At 44.3% G+C, this 24,056-nt stretch carries 26 protein-coding genes and 1 pseudogene; 21 read left to right on the top strand and 6 right to left on the bottom strand.

Annotation, left to right across the window (positions count from 1 at the left end; genetic code table 11):
• The first annotated feature begins 24 nt into the window (after window positions 1–24).
• A complete protein-coding gene (gene cysI / locus AZ46_RS07015) occupies window positions 25–1,743 on the top strand; it encodes an assimilatory sulfite reductase (NADPH) hemoprotein subunit (protein ID WP_029280674.1) in 1,719 nt (572 codons plus the stop codon).
• 190 nt (window positions 1,744–1,933) lie between these two features.
• Here the strand turns inward: cysI and AZ46_RS07010 are convergent, their stop codons facing one another.
• Window positions 1,934–2,212: a hypothetical protein gene (locus AZ46_RS07010; RefSeq protein ID WP_029280676.1), complete on the bottom strand. Its 279-nt coding sequence runs from the start codon at window positions 2,210–2,212 to the stop codon at window positions 1,934–1,936.
• 161 nt (window positions 2,213–2,373) lie between these two features.
• Between AZ46_RS07010 and AZ46_RS07005 the strand changes: the two genes are divergently transcribed.
• The 3 genes from AZ46_RS07005 to AZ46_RS06995 all read left to right on the top strand — a co-directional run bounded on the left by AZ46_RS07005 (window position 2,374) and on the right by AZ46_RS06995 (window position 5,345).
• On the top strand, window positions 2,374–2,595 hold the full coding sequence (locus tag AZ46_RS07005) for a helix-turn-helix domain-containing protein (RefSeq protein WP_029280678.1): 222 nt from the start codon (window positions 2,374–2,376) through the stop codon (window positions 2,593–2,595).
• Window positions 2,596–2,714: 119 nt separating this feature from the next.
• Complete coding sequence (locus AZ46_RS07000; protein WP_235728206.1) at window positions 2,715–4,157, top strand: PstS family phosphate ABC transporter substrate-binding protein; 1,443 nt, start codon at window positions 2,715–2,717, stop codon at window positions 4,155–4,157.
• Window positions 4,158–4,301: 144 nt separating this feature from the next.
• A complete protein-coding gene (locus tag AZ46_RS06995) occupies window positions 4,302–5,345 on the top strand; it encodes a serine hydrolase domain-containing protein (protein WP_029280681.1) in 1,044 nt (347 codons plus the stop codon).
• 426 nt (window positions 5,346–5,771) lie between these two features.
• Here AZ46_RS06995 and AZ46_RS06990 read toward each other — a convergent pair whose 3' ends face one another.
• On the bottom strand, window positions 5,772–6,737 hold the full coding sequence (locus AZ46_RS06990) for a DMT family transporter (RefSeq protein ID WP_029280683.1): 966 nt from the start codon (window positions 6,735–6,737) through the stop codon (window positions 5,772–5,774).
• Between the two features lie 114 nt (window positions 6,738–6,851).
• Here AZ46_RS06990 and AZ46_RS06985 point away from each other — a divergent pair, with 114 nt between their 5' ends.
• The 10 genes and pseudogenes from AZ46_RS06985 to AZ46_RS06940 all read left to right on the top strand — a co-directional run bounded on the left by AZ46_RS06985 (window position 6,852) and on the right by AZ46_RS06940 (window position 13,987).
• Window positions 6,852–7,202 (top strand): hypothetical protein, encoded by a 351-nt coding sequence (locus AZ46_RS06985; protein WP_029280684.1) that lies wholly within the window; start codon window positions 6,852–6,854, stop codon window positions 7,200–7,202.
• Window positions 7,203–7,280: 78 nt separating this feature from the next.
• Entirely contained in the window at window positions 7,281–7,532 is a 252-nt protein-coding gene (locus AZ46_RS06980; protein ID WP_051827241.1) for a DUF2164 domain-containing protein, read from the top strand.
• Between the two features lie 77 nt (window positions 7,533–7,609).
• Window positions 7,610–8,458, top strand: coding sequence for a transporter substrate-binding domain-containing protein (locus AZ46_RS06975; RefSeq protein WP_029280688.1), 849 nt, complete (start codon window positions 7,610–7,612; stop codon window positions 8,456–8,458).
• Window positions 8,459–8,473: 15 nt separating this feature from the next.
• Window positions 8,474–9,151 carry an amino acid ABC transporter permease gene (locus AZ46_RS06970; protein WP_029280690.1) on the top strand — a complete coding sequence of 226 codons (678 nt, stop codon included), beginning with the start codon at window positions 8,474–8,476 and terminating at the stop codon, window positions 9,149–9,151.
• Window positions 9,152–9,321: 170 nt separating this feature from the next.
• Window positions 9,322–9,765: an NUDIX hydrolase gene (locus AZ46_RS06965; protein ID WP_087946321.1), complete on the top strand. Its 444-nt coding sequence runs from the start codon at window positions 9,322–9,324 to the stop codon at window positions 9,763–9,765.
• A 31-nt stretch (window positions 9,766–9,796) separates the two neighbouring features.
• A complete protein-coding gene (locus AZ46_RS06960; protein ID WP_029280693.1) occupies window positions 9,797–11,290 on the top strand; it encodes an amidase in 1,494 nt (497 codons plus the stop codon).
• 162 nt (window positions 11,291–11,452) lie between these two features.
• Window positions 11,453–12,042: pseudogene (locus AZ46_RS06955) on the top strand (GNAT family N-acetyltransferase).
• Between the two features lie 336 nt (window positions 12,043–12,378).
• Window positions 12,379–12,786 (top strand): transcriptional regulator Spx, encoded by a 408-nt coding sequence (gene spx, locus AZ46_RS06950; RefSeq protein ID WP_029280695.1) that lies wholly within the window; start codon window positions 12,379–12,381, stop codon window positions 12,784–12,786.
• Window positions 12,787–12,826: 40 nt separating this feature from the next.
• A complete protein-coding gene (locus tag AZ46_RS06945) occupies window positions 12,827–13,537 on the top strand; it encodes a GTP pyrophosphokinase (RefSeq protein WP_029280696.1) in 711 nt (236 codons plus the stop codon).
• A 21-nt stretch (window positions 13,538–13,558) separates the two neighbouring features.
• Entirely contained in the window at window positions 13,559–13,987 is a 429-nt protein-coding gene (locus tag AZ46_RS06940; RefSeq protein WP_029280697.1) for a MarR family winged helix-turn-helix transcriptional regulator, read from the top strand.
• A gap of 596 nt (window positions 13,988–14,583) precedes the next feature.
• On the opposite strand, the gene AZ46_RS06935 is transcribed toward AZ46_RS06940, so the two are convergent.
• The 3 genes from AZ46_RS06935 to AZ46_RS06925 form a co-directional block, all read right to left on the bottom strand.
• On the bottom strand, window positions 14,584–15,570 hold the full coding sequence (locus tag AZ46_RS06935; RefSeq protein ID WP_051865319.1) for a spermine/spermidine synthase domain-containing protein: 987 nt from the start codon (window positions 15,568–15,570) through the stop codon (window positions 14,584–14,586).
• On the bottom strand, window positions 15,567–15,977 hold the full coding sequence (gene speD, locus AZ46_RS06930; RefSeq protein ID WP_029280700.1) for an adenosylmethionine decarboxylase: 411 nt from the start codon (window positions 15,975–15,977) through the stop codon (window positions 15,567–15,569). The genes AZ46_RS06935 and speD overlap by 4 nt, the downstream gene beginning before the upstream one ends.
• A gap of 116 nt (window positions 15,978–16,093) precedes the next feature.
• Window positions 16,094–16,753, bottom strand: coding sequence for a phosphatase PAP2 family protein (locus AZ46_RS06925; RefSeq protein WP_029280702.1), 660 nt, complete (start codon window positions 16,751–16,753; stop codon window positions 16,094–16,096).
• Window positions 16,754–16,949: 196 nt separating this feature from the next.
• Here AZ46_RS06925 and AZ46_RS06920 point away from each other — a divergent pair, with 196 nt between their 5' ends.
• The gene (locus tag AZ46_RS06920; protein WP_029280703.1) at window positions 16,950–17,660 is read left to right on the top strand and encodes a nucleotidyltransferase domain-containing protein; all 711 of its coding nucleotides are present in this window, start codon (window positions 16,950–16,952) and stop codon (window positions 17,658–17,660) included.
• A gap of 17 nt (window positions 17,661–17,677) precedes the next feature.
• Window positions 17,678–18,121: a GNAT family N-acetyltransferase gene (locus AZ46_RS06915; RefSeq protein WP_029280705.1), complete on the top strand. Its 444-nt coding sequence runs from the start codon at window positions 17,678–17,680 to the stop codon at window positions 18,119–18,121.
• Between the two features lie 37 nt (window positions 18,122–18,158).
• Here the strand turns inward: AZ46_RS06915 and AZ46_RS06910 are convergent, their stop codons facing one another.
• On the bottom strand, window positions 18,159–18,353 hold the full coding sequence (locus tag AZ46_RS06910; RefSeq protein ID WP_029280706.1) for a DUF6954 family protein: 195 nt from the start codon (window positions 18,351–18,353) through the stop codon (window positions 18,159–18,161).
• Window positions 18,354–18,584: 231 nt separating this feature from the next.
• On the opposite strand from AZ46_RS06910, the gene AZ46_RS06905 reads away from it, so the two are divergent.
• The 5 genes from AZ46_RS06905 to AZ46_RS06885 all read left to right on the top strand — a co-directional run bounded on the left by AZ46_RS06905 (window position 18,585) and on the right by AZ46_RS06885 (window position 24,042).
• Window positions 18,585–19,940, top strand: a complete 1,356-nt coding sequence (locus AZ46_RS06905; RefSeq protein ID WP_029280708.1) for an aspartate aminotransferase family protein — start codon at window positions 18,585–18,587, stop codon at window positions 19,938–19,940.
• Window positions 19,940–20,638: a CoA transferase subunit A gene (locus AZ46_RS06900; RefSeq protein WP_029280710.1), complete on the top strand. Its 699-nt coding sequence runs from the start codon at window positions 19,940–19,942 to the stop codon at window positions 20,636–20,638. The genes AZ46_RS06905 and AZ46_RS06900 overlap by 1 nt, the downstream gene beginning before the upstream one ends.
• Window positions 20,617–21,255 (top strand): 3-oxoacid CoA-transferase subunit B, encoded by a 639-nt coding sequence (locus AZ46_RS06895; protein ID WP_029280712.1) that lies wholly within the window; start codon window positions 20,617–20,619, stop codon window positions 21,253–21,255. The genes AZ46_RS06900 and AZ46_RS06895 overlap by 22 nt, the downstream gene beginning before the upstream one ends.
• 22 nt (window positions 21,256–21,277) lie before the next feature.
• A complete protein-coding gene (locus tag AZ46_RS06890; RefSeq protein ID WP_029280714.1) occupies window positions 21,278–22,546 on the top strand; it encodes a peptidase in 1,269 nt (422 codons plus the stop codon).
• Window positions 22,547–22,611: 65 nt separating this feature from the next.
• Complete coding sequence (locus tag AZ46_RS06885) at window positions 22,612–24,042, top strand: aldehyde dehydrogenase family protein (protein WP_029280715.1); 1,431 nt, start codon at window positions 22,612–22,614, stop codon at window positions 24,040–24,042.
• Window positions 24,043–24,056: the final 14 nt, after the last annotated feature.

The raw sequence follows: 24,056 nt of genomic DNA, 5'->3' as shown, positions 1-24,056 counted from the left end.
AACGATTGAAAGGGGTATACCATCATGTCAAATAAAGTACTGAGTGCGCCTGAAGGCCCTCCGAGTGATGTAGAAGATATTAAACAGCGAAGCAATTATCTGCGCGGGACACTCGCAGAAGTGATGCAGGAGCGCATTTCCGCCGGTATTCCCGACGATGATAATCGCCTGATGAAGCACCACGGCAGTTATCTTCAGGATGACCGCGACCTTCGGAACGAGCGCCAGAAACAAAAGCTTGAGCCTGCCTATCAGTTTATGCTGCGCGTCCGCATGGCAGGGGGAGTCGCAAGGCCGGATCAATGGCTGGTCATGGATGAGCTTGCCCAAAAATACGGAAACGGCACGCTTAAACTGACAACTCGCCAGACTTTCCAGATGCACGGAATTCTGAAATGGAACATGAAAAAGACGATTCAGGAAATCCACGCTTCCATGCTGGATACAATCGCCGCCTGCGGAGATGTAAACCGGAACGTCATGTGCAATGTCAACCCTTATCAATCTGACCTTCATGCTGAAGTGTACGAGCTTTCAAGAAAACTGAGCGATGACCTTCTTCCTCGCACCAGAGCCTACCATGAGATCTGGCTTGATGAAGAAAAGGTAGCAGGCACACCCGATGCAGAAGAAGTCGAGCCAATGTATGGCCCGCTTTACCTGCCGAGAAAATTTAAGATCGGGATTGCTGTACCGCCGTCAAATGATATTGATGTCTACTCTCAGGACCTTGGGTTTATCGCTATTGTTGAGGATAATAAGCTCTCAGGCTTCAATGTTGTCATTGGCGGAGGAATGGGCATGTCTCACGGTGATAAGGCAACCTACCCGCAGCTTGGAAAAGTCATCGGTTTTGTTGCCCCGGATCGACTTGTAGATGTGGCTGAAAAAATTATTACCATCCAGCGTGATTACGGAAACAGGTCTGTCAGAAAATATGCCCGTTTTAAATATACGGTCGATCGTTTAGGTCTTCAGAATGTGAAAGAAGAACTTGAGAACCGTCTTGGCTACAGGCTCGGCGCAGCAAAAGATTTCCGTTTTGACAGCAATGGCGACAGCTACGGCTGGGTAAAAGGCGGGAACGGCAAATGGCATTTCACGCTGTTTGTAGAAGGGGGCCGCATCGCTGACTACGACGGGTACCCGCTGATGACTGGCCTGCGCGAAATTGCAAAGGTGCTTAAGGGCGACATTCGTTTGACGCCTAACCAAAACTTGATCATTTCAAACGTGTCATCTCAGCAAAAGAAAAAAATAAATGAGCTTATGGAGAAGTACAGCTTAACAGACGGCAAACACTATTCTGCACTGCGCCGCAGCTCCATTGCCTGCGTGGCTCTTCCAACGTGCGGTCTTGCCATGGCAGAAGCAGAGAGATATTTGCCGAGACTGATCGACAAAATTGAAGAAATCGTGGATGAGAACGGGCTGCGCAACGAAGAAATCACGATCCGCATGACAGGCTGTCCAAATGGATGTGCCCGCCACGCCCTCGGTGAAATTGCCTTTATCGGAAAAGCGCCTGGAAAATATAATATGTATCTCGGTGCCGCATTCGACGGCAGCCGACTGAGCAAATTATACCGCGAAAACATCGGAGAAGAAGAAATTCTCAGCGAACTTCGCGTCCTGATTGCCCAATTTGCAAAAGAGCGGGAGCCGGGAGAACACTTCGGAGACTTTGTTGTCCGGACCGGGACAGTAAAAGCAGTAACAGACGGAACTAATTTTCACGACTGACGAAAAGACAGGGGAGACCCTGTCTTTTTTGCGTTGAAGAGGGTGAAGAAGAGAGTTTCGGCGGAGTCATTTAAATGGAAGCCTATAAATTAACTCGACTAAAATAGAGGGCACCAAAAAAACATTCCCACAGTGTATCACCCCAAAATCAGCCACAAAAAAAGCCTTCAGCAGAAGGCTTTTCCAGGACTCAATCGTCTTTTCGGTCTTTATCATTCATATCTTCCGGATCTTCAATTGGATCTTCAGGGTCCGGATCTGCGTCTTTTTCATCATCTTTCATCATTGTATCATCTTCATCCATGCCTGGTGCATTTTCATCTTCGTTGTTTTCATCCATTTGATCCTGTTCTTCTTCCTGCTGGTTTTCAGGCGGTGCCGGATCCTGATCGTCATTTGCATTGCAGCCTGCCATCATAAATGCTGAAAAAAGGACACCCATGATGAGAATTAGAATTTTATTTTTCATCGTAAACCTCCTGTATTGTTTTTCCCTTTTAGGTTGCCCGCACAGGAGAAGAATATTAGTGTATTTTAGTAACATAATGTTCACGTTTACAATGGTGCAAATGGCTGCAGCAGTGATACACTAAAAGTATAAAATTGGATGATTTTAGGGAGGAATGGATGATGGCTGCTTTTCACCAGCAATTAAAGCATTACCGCGAACAGAAGAATATGAGCCAGGAGGAGCTAGCTTTTAAAGCGAGACTTGGGCGTCAGACCATTGAAAAGTATGAAGCAGGAGAAAAAATCCCTGATACGCAAACCATCTTAAAACTCTCAACAGTGCTGGATGTGCCGGCTTCGGAATTAATCAGTAAAGAAGAACTGGCAAGAAAACAGAGCTGAAATCTATGACGGTGTCCTTCTAAATGAAGGGCATTTTTAAATTCCGAAAAAATATATTGTAAAAATTAGGATTAAAGTGTAAAATTACACTAACAAAAGGAAGGTGAGGAGAAGAAGATTTGAAAGCTGTAAAGCTGTTTATGTATTTTGGGCTTATCCCATTCAGTTTATCACTGCTGGTGGTCATTTCTATGATGGCGGGTGTTCACTTCATTCTATATTCGTCCATCGCTGTTTTTTCTATTGGAGGACTCGTCTTTGGGTACAGGTGGTTTAAACATCGAGTTCAGGGACAAGAATTTCTAGCCTTTGTTCCGCTTGCTTATACAGCGTTGCTTTGGGCAATCTTTATGTGGATCAGCGGAGGGTTTTACGGTCACGACAGCTGGGTAGTCTATGGGATTTTGCACTTGCCGTATGCACCGGGATTTTTCATGTCAGCTTTTGCCGGTGAACTGAAAACCCTTTTTTGGGCTCCAATTGCATATGGAGGAGCATTCAGCATCACATGTACGATTTTAATGCTGAAAAATCGAACCGGTTTGTTACCTGCTGCAAAAAAAGCTGTGACTCTATTAGCCATCATTGGCATCAGCTTAAGTGCAGGCACCTACATACATGCTGAAAGAAGCAAAAACGTGCTTCCTACCTACGGGTATGAACACGGAGGAGGCTATTCCAGTACAGATTTGACGCCATATGAAGTAACCAACCCTAATCACAAGCTGCCGACTTTAAAAGACCGGTCAACGTTCATCATTGAGAACTCAGATGAAATGCCAGTCCTTGACGGAGCAGAAGCTGCTTATCCGGTTTATTCTGCTTTTGCCAACTCGGTCTACAAAAATGTCAGCAATGTCATGACATCTGAAAAAGAGGTCGTGAGTTTCACAAATACAATCTATGCCTATGAACGTTTGCTTTCGGGTGAGGCAGATATATACTTTGGTGCTGAACCCTCAAAGGAACAGCAGATGATGGCTGAAAAAGCCGGCAAAGAGCTTGTCATGACCCCAATTGGAAAAGAAGCATTTGTATTCTTTGTTCATCCGGATAATCCGGTTGAAAACCTGGATGTTGAACAAATCCAGAAAATTTACTCCGGTGAAATCAAAAATTGGGAAGACGCAGGAGGGAAAGAGGAAGAAATCATGCCCTTTCAGCGCCCGAAAAATTCAGGAAGCCAAACGCTGCTTGAGAAAATTATGGGGGACACTCCCATTCAAAAACCGCTGAAAGAAGAAGTGGTGCAGGGGATGGGGGGAATTATCGAACAAGTGGCAGATTACCGAAATGTTGAAAACGCCATTGGCTTTTCCTTCCGTTATTTTGCGACAGGAATGAGGAAAAATGGAGACATTAAGCTGCTTGGGGTAAACGGGATCAAGCCTGATCCTGAAAACATCAGCAATGAAACTTATCCGTTTACTGCATCCCTCTATGCCATTACGCTTAAATCCAATCAGAACAAACAGATTGAGCCATTCCTTCAATGGATGCAGGGGCCCGAGGGACAGGAACTTGTTGAAGAGGTTGGGTATGTAAAGCTTACGGATCAATAAGGGTCAAGAAAGGGCATCTCCATCTAAAGGAGGTGCCTGCTGTTAGTTCGGTATCTCTTATATGTCTTTCCGGCACGTAATAAACATTTTATATCACAGTAAAGAAATATTTTATAAAGGTACTTTGTATATGGGGGGATTAGTGTGAAACCGCTAAGCGTCAACATTCAAAAAAGTATGGTCGATTTTCAGATAACGGGATTAAGCCTGGCATCAATTGATCAAGGCCGGATATGCAGCGCTGAATGTTTCGGTCTGCTTGAAGCCGGAACGGATAAAATGGTCAAACGGAATACGATTTTCAGTGCGTGTTCAATCAGTAAATTTGTAGCGTCAATGCTTGTGATGATACTGGCCGATCAAGGCATACTTGATTTAGATGAGGATGTTAATGAAAAACTAACTTCATGGAAGGTACCTGATCATGAGTTTAACAATAAGAAAAAAGTGACGGTAAGAAATTTGCTTTGTCATCAGTCTGGCGTGCTTGATCCTCCAGATAGTTTTACCGAAAGGATTTCGATGACAGACAGCCCTGAGACAGCAGAGCTATTAGCAGGTATGACTCCCTATTGCAAAGCTCCAATTGAACTGAAATATGAACCTTGGAGCGAATTCCGCTATTCGGACGCAGGTTACAGTATCATACAGCTCGTAATAGAGGACGCTGCCGGGATACCTTTCACAAAGCTGGTACATGATCATATTTTCCATCCTTTAAATATGTCGGACAGCACGTTTGATTTACCGGCATCATCTTTAGAAAAAAGGAATTTCTCATGCGGTCACAGCAAAAGCGGTGATCTTGTTAAACGAAAATATCCTGTATATCCTTTTCCTGCAGCTTCGGGACTTTGGACAACACCGGCAGATTTAGCTCTATTAGTGATAGAACTAATGAATGCCATTAAAGGTGAAAGCAGCCTCAAGCTTTCTGCAGAAAAAGCAATGGAAGTGATTGAATCCCAGGGATGCAAGGAATGGAGCGGGCTGGGTGTTTTTCTTGATCATAACCAAAAAGGGATTGAAATCTCATCTTTAGGCTGGGGAGCCGGTTTTCAATGTATGCTGGTGGCATACCCGTTTTTAGAAAAGGGTTTAGTGATTATGACAAATACGGATACCGGTGTACATCAGCTGGAAGGGATAATCGGAGAGATCTACAGGGAGTGGGTTGTAAATTTTTAGAAAAATGAAACTTTTAATGGAGCCGCTTCGTATATATGGTCATTCAAAGACTGCGGGGTGCAAAATGAAAAAATACCTGTTTTTTGTTCTGTTGACAGTGATCATTGAGTCTTTATTAATAACCGGAACAATCTTTATATGGAACACGGCTTTTCCTGAAACCATGTTTTTTGGCTCCTTCATATTTCTGTTAATTGCTTTCATCATAAGCTCTTCGGGTGGATTTCTATCCAATAACGCTGAGTTCTCTGTTTTCTCGGCGATGGCAGGAAGCTACCAGCCCAGGCGCGAGGAAAGTTACTTGATTGTCAGCCCATTCTTAGTAGGTTCTCTTCTGTTTTTTATTAGTTATTTTCCCATTTATTATTTTGTTTACTGAGTCAAAAAAACACCGCAAAAAGCGGTGCAAGGCTGATTTTTCTTCAACTAAAGGTTTTTAGCTGCACGTGAATAGGAGATTCTTTTTAAACGGCCTTCATTGAAATAACTGTGCATAAACATTCCGGCGATAATTAGTCCGATTCCGGCGAGGGTAATGCCTCCGGGAAAAGGGCTTGAAAAAAGAATCATTTCCCCTGCAAGGACGAAAAGGACCTGGGTTGATTGAGTAGCTTCAACAGATGCAAGCTTGCCCTCATCATGACGTGATCTGTCTGTTGCAATGAAAAAAAGCGTCGTGGCTATTACACCTGAACTGACGGCCACGATAAAGGATTGTACGACCTGACCGGATGAAGGAGGGCCTGTGAAAACATACCCGCATACCGCCAAAATGATCCAAAATGGAGTGCTTGCAAGTGTCATGCCGAGCACTCTTTGAAAAGTATCAAGCCTTCCCCCGCAAACCTCCATCATCTTCCTGTTCCCGAGCGGATAAGCAAGCGCTGCAGCTGCAACCGGAAGAACACCCGCCAAAAGGGCCCAGCTTCCAGCTCCCGATGCATGCTTCATTTGAATGAGAACGACTCCCGAAAAAATGATAACAGAAAAGAGCAGGGCAGGCAGAGGGATTTTCCTCCTGTTTTTCACGCCTTCTGAACTTTCATAAAAAAGCGGGGCAAGCAATGTTCCGGCAACAATGGTCAGTTGCCATGTACCCGCTACAAGCCAGCCGGGCCCGTATGCAGCCGCAAATGTGATGGGCGCATAAAAAAGCACAAACCCTGTGAAGCTCCAAAGAACCCACTTAGAGGGTTGATCCTTCATTTCAGAGAAGAGCTGTCTGCTGTTTTTTCGAAGAGCAACGATGAGAACCAAAAACGGAATCATAAATAAAAACCTGAGCGACGAACTCCAGAGCCAGCTGCCGCCTGCAAGCTCCATTGACCGGTTTAAGATAAATGTTACAGCAAAAAACATGGAGGCAATGATGCCCGTACCAATTTCTTTCATAGCTTCCTCCTATTAAATCGTGTGCCTCTATTATACAAATATCCAGACGGAAAATTCAGTTAATACGAAAGAAATATGATACGATAGCAAAAACATGCTGAAAGGATGCTGCTCATGATAAATTATGATAACCGCCGTTTTGCTGCTGTATCAAATTCTGAAAATGGGGAAGTTTCTTCAAAGACGATTTTTATTTACAAGCAGGAAGGAAACATTCTCTCAGGATCATATGAGGGAGGAGAAATCCTGAAAGGGTCGCTGATGGGGCTGGTAAAGGAAGACGGATCCCTCGAATTCAGCTATCATCATATAAATGATAAGAATCAGATCAGGGGAGGCCGCTGCTGCTCTGAACCTGAAAAGCTTGCTGACGGGAGAATCCGCCTTTTTGAAAAATGGCAGTGGACGGATGAGGAGCGGACAGAGGGAGAGTCTGTCATCGAAGAAATCCTTCCTTGTACATAAAATGTTTGAAAAATACAGTCTGACAATCTGTTTTATTTTCTGATATCCTCAGGCTTGAATCTATAACAGGAAAGGCTGATGAACGTGTTTATTCAATTTACGAAAGAACAGAAGATGATGATGATTGAAGATATTCAGCGCTATTATTATCAGGAAAATGGAGATGAAATTGGAGAACTTGCAGCTGAAAACCTGCTTGAATTCATTAAAGAATCCATCGGTCCCCATTTTTATAACCAGGCTGTAAAAGACGCGAAAAATCTGGTCGAACAGAGAATGCAGTCCATGGAGGAAGATCTGTACGCCCTTGAACGGACTGTGAAGAGGTAGAGGTTCAATCATAAATATTGCGAATTTCATCCTGTAATGCTATCTTTTATAGGATTATAGAAAAAAGGTGGATTTGCATGAAGAATATTTTTTCACTAAATAAAACAGGTGTCATTTTCGCAATAATGGCATTCGCATTTATGCTTGCAGGCTGCAGCAGTTCTCAGGAAAAACAGGAAGAAAAAACAGCCTGGGACACAATTAAAGAAGAAGGCAAGCTGAAAGTAGCAACTTCCGGCACGCTATATCCTGCTTCCTATCATGATTCAGAAACAAATGAGCTGACTGGATTTGAAGTGGAAGTGGTCAAAGAAATGGCGAAACGCATGGATCTTGAAGCTGAATTTTCAGAAATGGCGTTTGACGGTATGCTGACGTCTGTTCAAAGCGGCAAAGTTGATCTTGCTGCAAATGATATTACGATGACTGATGAGCGGAAAGAAAAGTTCGACTTTTCCGTGCCTTATAAACACTCTTACGGGACAGCTATGGTGCGGAAAGATGATCTTTCGGGCATAAAATCACTTGAAGACCTGAAAGGGAAAAAAGCAGCAGGAGAAGCAACAACGACTTATATGGCTGTAGCCCGCGAGTACGGAGCTGAAGAAGTCATTTACGACAATGCAACAAATGATCAGTACTTGCGTGACGTGTCAACTGGAAGAACGGATGTCATTTTAAATGATTATTATCTGCAGCGCTTGGCTGTTGCCGCTTTTCCGGATTTGAACATTACCATTCATCCTGATATCAAATTCAATCCAGTCAGCCAGGGCATCATTATGAAAAAAGACAGTGCCAAGCTGAAAAAAGAGATTGATACTGTACTGAACGAAATGCTTAAAGACGGAACGATTGCCAAAATCTCGAAGCAATTCTTTGACGGGGCAGATGTTTCAAAAGAAACAGATGCTGATTTTAAGTAGCGGCAGGTGACGGCAATGGATGCGATTCAATGGGAATACCTCTTTGACTGGGAGCTTGCCGTCAAATCCTTTCCTTTTGTATTGAAAGGAATCTGGAACACTCTGCTTATCTCGCTTGTGAGCATGGGCATTGGTTTGGTGCTAGGTTTCTTCCTTGCTTTAGGAAGAACGTCCAAATCTCCTGTATTCAGCTGGCCTGCGAGAATCTACATTTCATTTATGCGCGGCGTTCCTATTCTGGTGATTCTGTTTATCTTGTATTTCGGTTTTCCGATCATCGGAATTGAGTTTACAGCGGTAACCGCAGCACTGATTGGCTTCAGTCTGAACAGTGCTGCCTATATGGCTGAAATCAACCGCTCTGCACTCGCATCTGTTGACAAGGGGCAGTGGGAGGCAGCAAGTTCGCTTGGAATGTCGTACTGGCAGACAATGAGAGGAATCATTCTTCCTCAAGCCTTTAGAATAGCGCTTCCGCCGCTGTCGAATGTACTGCTCGACTTAACAAAAGCCTCCTCTTTAGCAGCAATGATTACAGTGCCTGAGCTGTTCCAGCAGGCAAAAATCGTTGGAGGAAGAGAGCTGGACTATATGACGATGTATATTCTCGTCGCATTCATCTACTGGGGGATTTGCTCCCTGCTTACTCTTTTTCAAAATTATCTTGAGAGAAGATATGAATACCTGCTTTAATCAGAAACCAGATTGCTGCAAATGCAGCATCTGGTTTTTTTGAAATGGTAATAATGGTGCTGTCTTCCGTTTTTTTTAATACTCAAAGTTTTATCACGATGTAATCAAAACTGGATATTCATGTTAAAATTCTGGAAGAAGAAAAAATGATAATAGAGGGGGAACCGGTCATGCAGCCGCCAAAACATATTGTTTCCGCAGCGACCATCGTACTAAATGAACAGGGAGAAATCTTACTGATAAAAGGACCAAAAAGAGGATGGGAAATTCCCGGAGGACAGGTAGAAGAAGGGGAATCACTGAAAGAAGCGGCCATCAGAGAAACGCATGAGGAATCGGGAATTATCATTGAGGTAACGAAATTCTGCGGGATTTTTCAAAATGTTGACCGCTCAATCTGCAATACACTTTTTAAGGGAAAGCCGGTTGGAGGAAAGCCCGAGACAAGTCCTGAGAGTTTAGAAGTAGGGTATTTCCCGATTGAGATAGCACTTGAAATGGTCACCTGGAAAAATTTCAGACAGAGAATCGAATATTGCTTAAACGAAGAAATGCAGCCTTTTTATGTTGAATTTAAAGGTAATGAGTCAGAAGAGCTGACTGGAATGCTATGACAAATAAAAATGACAGGAGATGAAAAAAACGATGGATTTGCATACATACGCATCCTGCGATGCAACCGGCCTTGCTGAACTGGTCAAAAAAAGAGAGGTTTCCCCGGAAGAACTGGCCGCTGCTGCTTTTAAACAGATCGAAAATGTCAATCCTCTAGTAAACGGTGTGGTCAGAACAAGGCAGGAAAAGACAGAAGCGGAAATAAAGAAGCTGAAGCTGGATGGTTCCCAGCCTTTTGCGGGTGTACCAATGCTGCTGAAAGATATTTCACAGGCAATTGAAGGAGAACCTCTGACTGCGGGTTCAAAACTTCTTACAAACCATACAGCGAAAAGAGATTCCCATTTTGTCGCGCGGTTAAGAAAAGCAGGTTTTACTTTCATCGGCCACACAAACACACCGGAATTCGGCTTGAGAAATATTACGGAACCAGAACTGCACGGTGCAACTAAAAATCCTTGGAACACAAAGTTTTCAGCCGGCGGTTCAAGCGGCGGTTCAGCAGCCGCTGTGGCATCAGGAATGGTGCCGATAGCCGGTGCAAGCGACGGAGGAGGCTCCATCCGGATCCCGGCCTCTTTTACCGGCCTTTTCGGATTAAAACCTACAAGAGGAAGAACTCCTGTCGGGCCAAGTGTGGGCAGGCAATGGCACGGGGCATCCATTGATTTTGTCCTGACAAAATCAGTGCGGGACAGTGCTGCGATGCTTGATCATCTGCAAGTGATTCAGCCGGAAGCAGCATTTCATACACCGCTTTTTGAAGGCAAATACACGGACACCCTGAAATCAGGATTAAAACAGTCGCTGCGGATTGCTTTTCAGACCCAGTCTCCAGTTGGCACAAAAGTAAGCAGCGAAGCAGAAGAGGCCGTTCATCGCATGGTCGAATGGCTTGAGGGCAATGGGCACCAAGTAGAGGAACGCGGCAATGGCATAGACGGAGTCAGGCTCATGGAAAATTATTATACGATGAACAATGGGGAAATGTCGGCAACGATCCTGGATCTTGAGAAGATGCTCGGGAGGCCGATTACCGCGAATGATGTGGACATTGTGACCTGGGTTCTGAGTACGGCCGGGCATTCTGTAACAGCGGCCGAATTTTCTAAGAGTCTTGCAGAGTGGGATTTCGCAGCGGCTCAAATGGCTGCTTTCCATGAGACATTTGACTTGTATCTGACACCGGCCACTGCCTTTGCCGCACCGGAAATTGGAGAATTAATGCAAACAGAAGAAGAAATTCAGACGCTGCTGAAAATCAGCGAACGCCATAAGGACGAGCATCTTCCATTTGTCTACGATATGTTCCTGAAAAGCTTGACGTACACGCCGTTTACTCAGCTGGCCAATTTGACGGGACAGCCTGCAATGAGTGTGCCGACTCATATGACAAAACAGGGACTCCCGCTTGGAGTTCAGTTTATAGCGCCTAAAGGAAGAGAAGACTTGCTTATTTCACTTGCAGGGGAAATTGAACAAACGCGATTGTGGATTGGGATGGAAGGAAATCCGTTTTTTTGACCAGCGGAACTTAGAAATAGAGAGAAAAAGAAGGATAATTGTAAAAACATGGCGAATAATTCCGTATCAAAGAGACTGCTGTGTGTCTGAATGCTGAAAAAAACCTTTTAATATCCGCTCTGCCAGCATTCGTGAACAGTCAGGCAAAGGAGATGCATCACAGTGGAAACATCATTTCCTGTTATTGAAACAGAGAGATTGCTTTTGAGAAAGGCTGTTCAAGAAGATGCAGCGGACATGCTCCGCTACTTGTCTGATGAAGAAGTTGTCCGGCATATGGGTCTGAATCCATTTAATTCTTTACAGGACGTTTACGGCGAATTGGATTGGTACCGGGAAATTTTCCAAGTAGGCACTGGCATCAGATGGGCAATCTCTCTTAAAGGATCCGGCATCATGATTGGAAGCTGCGGCTCTTAAACAGAAAACCTAACCATTTCCGCGCTGAAATTGGCTATGAATTAAGCCGTGAGTATTGGGGGGAAGGGATTGCTTCTGAAGCTCTTCAGGCCATTATCAGCTACGGTTTTGATCATTTGAACCTTGAGCGAATCGAAGCCTTAATTGAACCTTCCAACGCACCTTCTATAAAGCTTGCGGAAAGGCAAGGGTTTATCAGGGAAGGCCTGCTTAGACATTATGAATACACTTGCGGAAAATTTGAAGATTTGTATATGTATTCACTTTTAAAAATGGATTGGCGCAGTAAAGAAATTAAAACATCAGCCGATAATACCAAGAAAGATATCTAAGCAGGAGGGAAGCATATCCTATGGAAGAACAAAAACATTGTCCTAAATGCAAGTGTGAACAGCAGCACGAAGACAGCAAGTGTCTGGTGTGCGGACACAGCGTAATGGATTCCATTCTGGCTTTATACCCGGATAGATCCCTTAGAACAAACAGCCGCAGAAGGCCTGTCAAGTCATCCCTTTTTAAGTGATGGCTTTTTTCTTGCATAAAAACACATGAACAAGTAAAAGCATATTAGTTGATTTATATATATCTTACTTGTAAGATATATATATCGTACATGTTTTACAAACAGGTGGAACTTATGATCAATCTTTGAAGGAGAGGAATCATTTATGGCCATTACGTTGTTTACATCATGCAGCTGCTCATCCTGCAGAAAGACAAAGCTTTGGATGGAAGAGCACGATATTTCATATACAGAAAGAAATCTTTTAATTGAACCTCTGACAATGAAAGAGCTTAAACAGATTTTGCGTATGACAGAAGAAGGAACAGATGAAATTCTTTCAACCCGGTCAAAGCAGTTTCAGGAGCTTGACGTTAACCTCGATTCTTTGCACATGCACGAATTGCTGGAGCTTCTTAAGTCCAAACCCGGTTTGCTCCGGTGCCCGATTGTCATGGATGAAAAAAAATTCCTTGTAGGATTCAATGAAGATGAAATCCGCAAGTTTTTGCCCAGAAATATCAGGGCATACTTACTTAGACTGCTTGAAGCAAAAACGATGCTTCCAAATTAACTGAAGGGGTTTTACGGTGGAAGATTTTAAAGTGCCGGAAATGAGTGCAGAGAAGCTTAAGACCATCAAGAGAGAACTCACGCGCTTTATGATGTCCTACAAGTTTGCACTTGAAGAAATGAATACGAAAATAAATATTTTAAAACAGGAATTTCAATATATTCATGATTACAGCCCTATTGAGCACGTAAGCTCGAGGCTCAAATCGCCTGAAAGCATCATGAAAAAAATGCATCGTAAAAACTATGTTTTTTCACTGGAAGAAATCAGAAGAAATATGAAAGATATAGCGGGAATTCGTATAACATGCTCGTTTTTATCTGATATTTATCAGATCAGCGATATGATTCAAAACCAGAAAGACATTCACATCGTCGAATGCAAGGATTATATTAAGAACCCAAAGCCGAATGGGTACCAAAGCCTTCATTTATTGGCAGAAATTCCTGTTTTTATGTCTGACAGACAGGAGAATGTGATGGTTGAGATTCAAATCCGGACGATAGCCATGGATTTCTGGGCAAGTCTTGAACATAAAATTTATTATAAATATAACCAGGCAATACCTGAACATTTGACTGATGAACTCAGAGAAGCGGCATTATCTGCAGCCGAGCTTGATCGGAAGATGGAAAGGCTGCACAATGAGATCACTGATTTGAAAAAAAACGGAGAACAACAGAATCCTCTTGAGGAACAAATGCTGCTTCCTTTAGAACTGCTCGCTAAACTTAGGCAGACAAAAGTATAACGCATGCTGGAGATGACCCCTATGAATACGAAACGAAACGAAAATATCGTCTCCCTGTTTGAGATTTTTGTTTCACTGGAACGCAAATGGATGAATGACTGGAACCATGTGAATCAGGTGGGACTTTCCAAAACCCATATTCTCATCCTGCAGATTCTCGAGACAGAAGGGCTCAAGCGTCCTTCGCTGCTTGCAGAGCAGCTGCAGATAACGACGGGCGGAGTCACCGTACTGACTAGCAAGCTGATTAAAGACGGCTTCGTTCAAAAGTGCCAGAGCGAAAGGGACCGCAGAGCTTATAACCTTGAAATAACAGAGACAGGAAAGGTACTGCTCCATTCCGCAAGAAAGCAGATCAACCAGCAGATTGAAAACATGTTCGGCATGCTTTCAGATGAGGAGATTCAAAATTTGCGGGACATTTTCTACAAATGTCTGATGGGTCAATAAACAAAAAAGCCGGAAAATTCCGGCTTTTTTGTTTATTATTCTTCTGATGCGCAGGATTCACACAGCCATAACTCTTCTGTTTCTGAAAACGTCAGCTTTTTGTGAAAAGAACACTCATCACAAAGGTCTTCTCTTTCATTTTCGTTATTCATCCTTCAGCCTCCTTCATTCAAAGTCCCCATCCGAGCAGAAGCCATATTAATACCTATGATTATGATGGTAAATATACCCCTCCATAATGGAATGGAAACCTTCCCACATTTATCCCTGTGCCGCTTTGAAGTGTACTAATAAGTGATGGATAGTAATTCGACAGATACGCCGTGAATGCCTTTCTTCAGAAAAAATATTTTTTCAATAATCCGGATCGATTAAAAAAAATAGACAGCTTCAGAGAGCTGTCCATTTCTTGTTGTTAATCAGGAAGTTATAAAGAATAAAAGACTGTGGATAACATAACAAAGTTATCATCGGCAAGCGGAAGCGCCTAGATCCTCTGTCAGAACAAATCCGTCAAAAAAGGCGGGAACCGGACTTTTCCGACGGATTCTTATCTGCCTATCGGAGCGGGCCTTGACGCTTGCGCTTTTGTTCTGTTAATCCATATAAAAGCTTTCTTTTTTGAAAATGGCATGGAGTACAGATTTGTTTTTCGTATTGATGATCCCCTGATTTTTCTTTTCTGTGACATAGGTAGGAAATTTGGAAAGGTCACCAAGATTAGATGGAAGTGATTTTGCGGGTACTTGAGCTTTTTTGCCTGAGAGGGATTTGCGCGATGCGGATGCCAGGTGAAAGCCCCAGTCCCCGAATGATGGAACGGTTGTGTGATAGCTTGTTACGGCAAAACCTGCGCTTTCAATTGTTTTTCCAATTGTCCAGAAAACTAGAGGGGTCTCATCAGGAGAGTTCGCCTGACACACAAAAACACCATGGGGTTTAAGCGATTTTTTCAAAAGGGAGTAAAATTCTGTCGTATAAAGATCACTGATGGTTTTGCCTGTAGGATCAGGAAAGTCTACAAAAATGATGTCATAGGGATCAGGTTCGGAAGCAAGGTATGCCTGAGCGTCCATAGGATGGACGGTAACCCGTCTGCTTCGGAGCGAATAATCGTTCAAAGATGCAAGGCTTTTTACTTCTTTTGCTGCTTTCAGCACCAGAGGATCAAGGTCCACTAAGTCAGCGTGCTTAACCCGGCTGTATTTTAACACTTCTCTTAAGGCAAGACCATCTCCTCCGCCTAAAATAAACACGCGTTCATGCGCAGGAGACGCTGCAAATGCAGGATGAACGAGAGCTTCATGGTAGAGCTTTTCATCCAGTGAGCTGAACTGAAGCTGTCCATTCAAATACATTCTCAAATCATTTGCCTCTAAGATCTGGATCTTTTGGTAGCTGCTTTTTTGGTCAAAAAGATCACGGTGATTTCTTCTTTTCATTTCATCCAGTCCAATTTGATCCCATTTATCTCCACGAACATTTTCATCCGCTTCCTGTTTTTCAAGCCTGTTTGTAGAGCGTGATTGAGCGGCATTTAAGTCTGAAGCCACCCAGGGCTTGGAATGCTGATTATGGTTCATTTTGAATCTCCTCCTTTTGACGTATCATAAACAAAAATTTCTTTTGGGAAGATCAGCTGTGTCCCGTTTACTCCTCTTGAAACCGTGTAAACAAGAGCTCTCTTTGCGCCGAGCCCTCTTAATAAGGACCGTGTCTGAAATTCAGGATCAGCATCTCCGCACGTGTAGTAATCTAGAGACGCATAGTTTTCCTCCGGCCAAGTATGGATCAACATATGAGAAGTTGATAAAACAAGCACACCTGTCACACCTTGGGGATGAAAAGGATGAAAATACGAAGAGAGCACCTGCATGCCATTGTCATTCGCTGCCTGGAGCATGAGAAGCTCAAGGTAATCTTTGCTGTTCAAAAGGTCAGGGTTACAGTCAAAAGCATCAATAATTAAATGTTTTCCTTCAATATTCAACGGTTGCATCATTCCTTTTTCGACATATTTCATACAGTGTATGTCGAATTTCGGAGCATGCCTGTACAGATATCTCCATTTTTATAAAAAAAAAGAACCCAATCAGGTTCTTTAAGTCAGCCGGCATTCCTTTCAGAAACTCCTTCTTTGATGACGGAGGGCAAACGTGCCGGGGCTCGCTTAAGCTCAAAAAGGACATACCAGAGTGAAAGGCCAAGGGCAATCGATGCAATCACATCATAAATGACATGCTGCTTTACAAATAATGTTGACAGGATTATCAAAATTCCCGTCAGCTGAGATAGAAAGGAAACCATTCTGCTGAGCTTGAGTTTTGGAAGGACGAGCATGATGATAAAGGTTGTCAGAACATGAATGCTTGGGAAGCAGTTAAACGGCTGGTCGTTCTGATAAATCACCGAAACAAGATGAATAAGGAAGCCATCACCCGTCAGTTCGGGTCTTGGAACGGTTGATTGGAAGAAAAAATAAACACCGAAGCAGATTAATTCTCCTGCCGTCAGGGCAATCACAGTTTTCCAGTAAATGTGTGAATCCCTCCACCAGAAATACAGGAGAAACCCAAACATATACACATACCAGATGATATACGGAAGAATAAAAACCGGGACAAATGGAATATAAGCATCTGCCGGAGCGGTCATGTCTACCGCATTTGTCTGCCTTTCATTTAAAAATTCATACATCAGTCCGAGAAGGGGAAATACGAGAAACCCTGATAAGTCTCTTATTTTAAGAATATAGTTTTTTGTCATAAGAAAACGCTCCTGCAATAAGTTTGATAAAAATGTTATACCCTGCCTAACGTCAAATTAATCTGTATCAAATTGGAAATCATGATCTTACAATCTTCCAGATTATGAGTATAATGGAGACAGAACATTCCTACTATACCTGCTTCAGTGAAAAAAAGAAATCTATTTTTAAAAAGAGAGATAAGGGGGAATCAATATGAGGCTTCAGCCTGCAGAGGCAGCATTGAAAATCGTTGAAAAAAGGTTTCCTTCATGTGCAGCAGCTGTACTTGCGGGCAGTGTAGTGAGAGGGGAAGGCACTCCTACATCAGATTTGGATCTTGTCATATTTGATGAGAGCATTAAGGAGTCATACAGAGAATCGTTTGTCGATTTCGGCTGGCCTGTAGAGGCATTTGTACATAACTTTTCATCTTATCGTTATTTTTTTGAGGAAGACTGCAAAAGCGGAACACCATCCATGCCAAGAATGACAGCTGAAGGAATTGTGCTGAAGGGGAAAGAACGGCTTGTCCCGATTAAAAAAGAAGCATCAGCCCTCCTTGAAAAGGGTCCTGAGCCCCTGACACAAAAGGAAATTGACAGCAGACGCTATTTTATTACCGATGCTTTGGACGACTTTACCGGGTGTGCAAATCGCGCAGAGGGCATTCATGTTGCAGGGAATCTTGCTGAACTCCTCCATGAATTTGTTCTCCTTACAAACGGAAGATATATAGGTAAATCAAAATGGATACATAGAGCGTTAAAACAATTTGACGAACATTTGGCTGAATCATTTTTTGCCGCATTTGAGGATTACTACCGCCAGGGGGAAAAAGACAGCGTCATCCGTCTGGCTGATGACATTTTAAAGCCGTATGGAGGAAGATTTTTTGAAGGGTTTTCATTAGGGAAAAACGAATAAGAAGGGGATGGATCATTTTGGAGACAATCGTAAGGCATCCGGAGAAGAAAGACACAGAAGCATTGATGGGGCTGATGTATGAATATATAGTTGATTTCTATCAGTGTGAAAAACCTCCTGAGAAACAGCTGGAAAATCTTATTGATACCCTATTAAAAGGAGAAAAAGGCATCCAGTTTGTTGCACAGTCAGGAAATAACCTTGTCGGATTTGCAACCCTTTATTTCACGTACAGCACAACAAGAGCAAGCGAGATTGCGGTAATGAATGATTTATATGTAAAGGAAGAATTCAGGGGGAAAGGTGCTGCTGAACAGCTTTTTAAAAGCTGCCATACATACTCGGCCTTGCATCATTTCACTGCCATGACATGGGAGACCGCCGAAAGCAATCTAAGGGCTCAGCGTTTTTATGCCAGGATGGGCGGAAAAAAAGGTGAATTCCTCACCTATTCCATATAAAATGGCAGATAAAAACGCTTGGAAAATTTCCAAGCGTTTATTTGAAAAAATGCCTGCAAAGAGAATGGTAGACCATTCCGAGAAAAGCTGCTGTCATTATGACAAAAAAAGCAGTAACGACGCGTTCCCCTGTCTCCCCGTCTGCAAACAGGACTGATCCGCCTCCAAAATAGGCAAGCAGAATAAACATCGCGAAAAAGACACCGTGAAACAGCCACTTCAGCACAACCATCACCTGACCCTTCAATAAGATATGGTATGCAGGTGAAAAGAAATTTGTTTACAAACTAATGACAGCGCTTACAAAAAATACGGCGTTGTGGGTACTGTAGGCGTCAGCCCTCTGTAAAGAGCCCGAAAATGGTTTGTCGATGGCTTTGATTGCTCATGAGAAATAACCGCTTTGTCTTCCACATATGTATTAATGAGCAAGATACATTAGAAGGTTGGGGTGAATGGCGGGGTGGAGAGGGACTATTTAATCAAACCCATGCTTGATGAGAGCTATAAAATAGTCAGCCATGGACAAGGTGTTTATCTCTTTGATACGGATGGAAAAAAATACATGGACGCTTCTTCAGGAGCGGTTACGTGTTCAATAGGCCACGGGGTACCGGAAATCATTGATGCGATGGGCAAGCAGGCAAATGCCGTTTCTTTTGTATACAGATCCCAGTTTTCAAGCCATGCAGCTGAAGGACTTGCAAAGAAGCTTTCAGAAATTACACCGGGTGACCTTAATTGGACATTTCTTGTTAACAGCGGGTCAGAGGCAATTGAGACGGCAATGAAGACAGCCATTCAGTATTTCCAGGAGCAGAACTGTCCTCAGAAAACGAAGATCATATCGAGATGGATGAGTTATCACGGCATTACATTAGGCGCCTTATCCCTTTCAGGCCATCCTGAAAGGCGGTTCCGCTTTCAGCAGCTGCTTGAGTCAAATCCGGAAGTTTCCCCGCCATACTGCTACCGGTGTCCATTTGGACTAAACCCGGCATCCTGCAACGCAAAATGTACAGACGAACTTGAAACGGCAATCAGAAGGACCGGTGCAGAGCATATTGCCGCATTCGTGGCTGAACCTCTTGTAGGTGCAGCAGGAGCGGCGCTTACTCCCCCTGAAGGCTATTATGAGAAAATCCGGGATATTTGTGACCGGTATGATATCCTCCTGATTGCAGATGAAGTCATGACCGGCATAGGGAGAACAGGGAAAACTCTGGCAATGGAGCATTGGGGAGTATTGCCGGATATTGTGGCCCTCGGCAAAGGAATGAGCGCAGGGTATGCACCGATAGCGGCAACACTTGTAAGCGACAGAGTGATGAGGCCGATTCAGCAGGGGTCTAAACTGATTATGAGCGGCCATACTTACAGTGCCAATCCCCAATCTGCCGCAGCCAGTCTTGCTGTTTTGCATTATATCGAAAAAAACAGCCTGAATGACGCATCGGCGGAAAAAGGAAAAACACTGATGAAACAGCTTCAGAAATTGCAGAAAAAGACTTCCATTATTGGGGATGTCAGAGGGATGGGACTTATGATCGGCATTGAATTTGTTACAGACAAAGCGACAAAGAAGCCTTTTTCAAAAGCCTGTCACCTGACAAGCCGCATCATAAAGAAAGCCCAGATGAACGGACTGCTCGTTTATCCCGCTGCAGCTGGAATTGAAGGGGGAGACGGAGATGCAATCTTGATTGCTCCGCCGCTTACGATCAGTGAGGAAGAGCTGACCGAGCTGGTCCGGCTTTTTTCCAAAACTATTTCGGAGATAGAGGCTGAGATTATCCGTAATAAAGGAGAGTGCGTATGATTTCAAATGCTTTTCAAAAGATCAGGCAAATAGACGATGTACTATCCAAAGTAAATGATGGCTGCACTCTAATGGCCGGAGGATTTGGAGGAGTAGGCACTCCCCCGACACTTGTAGATGCCATTCTTGAAAAAGGGGTCAGGGACCTTGAAATCATCTGTAATGATGCCGGTTTCCCCCATATCGGCATTGGAAGGATCGTCTCTTCGGGAAGAGTCCGAAAGCTGATTGCTTCACACATAGGATCAAATCCTATAGCAGGGGCTCTGATGTCAGAAGGAAAGCTACATGTTGAGTTTTCTCCTCAAGGCACGCTTGCAGAGAGAATCCGGGCAGGCGGGATGGGCCTTGGGGGGATCCTGTGTGACGTGGGAATAGGCAGCGAGATTGCCGAAAAGGGAAAGGAACGGCTGACTGTAAACGGGAAGACCTATTTGCTTGAAACGGCTTTAACGGCAGATGTAGCAATCATCTGCGGCAGGAAAGCAGATGAATTCGGGAACATTGTTTATGAAAAAAGTGCCCGAAATATGAATCCTTTAATGGCAATGGCAGGCGATTATACGATTGCAGAGGTCGATCAGATTGTAGGTTCCGGAGAACTCGACCCGGAAACGATTATTACGCCGGGCGTTTTTGTTCAGGCAATTGTCCAAAGTGAAGGGGTGAACTGGAAATGGGTATGGGAGCCGAAGTGAGAGAGAAAATTGCGAGAAGGGCTGCACAGGAAATTGAGAACGGCATGATCGTCAACCTCGGAATAGGCATTCCTTCGCTCGTGCCGAATTATTTAACAGGAAAGCCGCAGGTCATGATTCAGGCTGAAAATGGAATTCTCGGGATAGGCCCGACACCTGCAGCCGGTGAAGAAGATGGCACTCTGTGCAATGCAGCGGGCTATCCGGTCACCACCGGCAATTGGGCCTCGTACTTTGATTCTGCAGCGGCATTCGGCATGATCCGCCGGGGCTGCGTGGATATGACGATTCTGGGTTCTCTACAAGTAAGCGGAAAAGGAGATCTTGCGAACTGGATTGTACCGGGAAAAAGAGTGCCTGGAATGGGAGGAGCCATGGAGCTTGCTGCCAAAGCAAAAAAGGTCATCGTTGTGATGAACCATGTTAATAAAAACGGTGAACCGAAAATTCTTGAAGAGTGTACGCTGCCTCTCACTTCAAAAAAATGTGTCAATATGATCATTACAGACATGGCTGTGCTCGAAGTGCAGCCGGGTGGTCTGAAGCTGCTTGAGGTCATGCCTCCTTTCACAGTGGAGGATGTGATCAAACATACAGGGGTGAAGCTTGAAACCTGAAAATTAGTGAAGAGGTGAAGGGATGGAAGACTCACAAAAGCAAGTTTGCGCCTGGATCAATGACAACCGGCACCGCTCCATTAAGCTGCTGAAGAAAATGGTCGAACAGCGGAGTGTTCAGGGGAATGAAGCATCAGCCCAGGCTGTCGTCCTTGAGAAGTGCCGTCAGCTCAGCCTGGACATAGATTTATGGGAACCCGGAGGAAAAGCATTGAAGCAGCATCCCCATTTCGTTGCGACAAGAACCTCATTTAAGGACAGCCCGAATATTGTTGGGGTGATGAAAGGGTCGGGCGGCGGCAAGTCTGTTATTTTAAACGGACACGTAGATGTTGTTCCCGAGGGAGATCTCAAACAGTGGGAAGTTGATCCTTACCAGGCTGTTGTGAAGGATAACCGGCTATACGGCCGCGGATCAACAGATATGAAAGGAGGGAATGTCTGTCTGTTAATGGCCATGGAAGCCATTAAAGCATCAGGCATTTCACTTAAGGGTGATGTGATTTTTCAGAGTGTTATAGAAGAAGAGAGCGGTGGAGCAGGAACACTCGCAGCGATTCTCCGCGGGTATAAAGCGGATGCAGCCATTGTTCCGGAGCCTACTAAAATGAAAATCTTTCAAAAACAGCAGGGGTCGATGTGGTTCAGGCTCAAGGTGAAAGGGCGCTCTGCACACGGAGGAACAAGGTATGAAGGCGTAAGTGCCATTGAGAAAACGACCTTAGTTGTAGAGCATTTGCTCCAGCTTGAACAAAAAAGGAATAAACGGATTACCGATCCTCTCTATCAGACAATTCCTATTCCAGTTCCTATTAATATCGGTAAAATAGAAGGAGGCACATGGCCCTCTTCTGTCGCCGATCTTGTGACACTTGAAGGAAGATGCGGGATTGCACCGAATGAAAAAATAGAGGACGTACAGGCCGAATTTCAAGGATGGATAGACGAGTTGTCCTCTAAAGATGAATGGTTTAAAGAGCATCCGGCTGAGCTTGAATGGTTTGGGGCAAGGTGGCTCCCGAATGAAATTGAAGGCACGCATCCGCTGACAGAGGCATTGTCAAAAGCATATGTCGACATTCTGGAAAGTGAGCCTGTAATAGAAGCATCCCCATGGGGGACGGATGCCGGTCTCCTTTCTCAAGCCGGCGGCATACCCTCAATCGTCTTTGGGCCGGGGGAAACAGAGATGGCGCATTTTCCAAATGAATTTATCGACATCGATCAGATGATCTCCTGCACAAAAGTGATTGCAGCCTTCTTATTAAACTGGTGCGAAGTGTCTGAGTGATGTTTTATGGCTTGGGAGAGGGGAAATAAGTACAGGAAACGACTTACTAATAGAGGTGACCGGAAATGAAGCAGCATTTATGGATTAATGGTAAACATGAAGAATCAGAAACGTATGTAGAACTAAAATCTCCCTTCGCAAAGGATCTGCTTGCAGAAGTCGCTATCGCAGACGAAAGCAAGGTGAAAGCAGCCGTGGACGCTGCAGCTGACGCGTTCAGAAAAATGAAGGAGCTTCCAGCACATAAACGGGCAGAGATTCTTAAACGAACGGCAGAGCTTCTTGCGGAACGAAAAGAGGAAGCGGCTCAAATCATCGCAAAAGAAGCGGCAAAGCCGATCAAAACGGCCAGGGCAGAGGTAGACCGCACAGTCATGACCTATACATTTGCGGCTGAAGAGGCAAGAAGGCTTGACGGTGAAACAATAGCTATGGATGCAGCTCCAGGAGGGGAAAACCGCACAGCCTATACGGTGCGGGAACCTATTGGTGTGATTGGAGCCATTACCCCGTTTAACTTTCCTATGAATCTGGTGGCACACAAGCTGGGTCCTGCTTTTGCCTCGGGAAATACGGTCGTTTTGAAACCGGCAACCCAAACCCCTTTAAGTTCCTATTTCATTGGAGAGCTTTTTCACGAAGCGGGACTGCCCGCCGGCGCCCTGAACATTGTCACAGGCAAGGGCAGCGAAATAGGGAAGCATTTTACATCGGATGACCGGATAAAAGCCCTGACATTTACAGGCAGCCCGGAGGTAGGGAAAAAGCTGAAGCAGGAAGCCGGCATGAGAAAAACCCTTCTTGAGCTCGGATCGAACTCTGCAGTGATCGTCAATGATGATGCAAATGCAGATGAAGTGGCAGCGAGATGCGTCACCGGAGCATTTGCGTTTGCAGGGCAGGTGTGTATTTCGGTACAGCGTATTTATGTGCATGAGGCTATATTTGATGAATTCGTGTCTAAGGCTGTTGAACATACACGGAAATTGAAAGTCGGGAATCCGCTGGATGAGCAGACAGATGTATCGTCACTCATTTCAGGTGATGATGTGGATCGCGCCCTCGCCTGGATTGAGGAAGCCGAAGCAGCAGGTGCAACGCGCGCCTGCGGAGGAAAAGGGTCAGAAAATCAGACGATTGAACCGGCCATTTTACTGAATGTGCCTTCTGATGCCAGTCTTTCCTGCCAGGAGGCATTTGCACCTGTTGCCATCATCAATTCATTCCGGACATTTGATGAAGCCATTGAAGAAGTCAATAACTCCCGGTTCGGACTTCAGGCCGGCGTATTTACAAACAGAGTGGACCTTGCATTTAAAGCGGCAAAAGACCTTCATGTCGGCGGGGTGATGATCAACGACATCCCTACATTCCGCGTTGATCATATGCCGTACGGCGGTGTCAAAGACAGCGGGTTTGGAAGAGAAGGCATTAAATACGCAATGGAAGAGCTGACCGAGCTGAAACTGATTTCATTTAATCATGCGCATAGATAAAGAAGCCGTGAAAA

Origin of the sequence: Metabacillus indicus LMG 22858, from assembly GCF_000708755.2 — a bacterium.
Classification (GTDB): Bacteria; Bacillota; Bacilli; order Bacillales; family Bacillaceae; genus Bacillus_P; species Bacillus_P indicus.
Note: the sequence above shows the minus strand (reverse complement) of the source record. Positions and strands in the feature narration are given on the sequence as shown.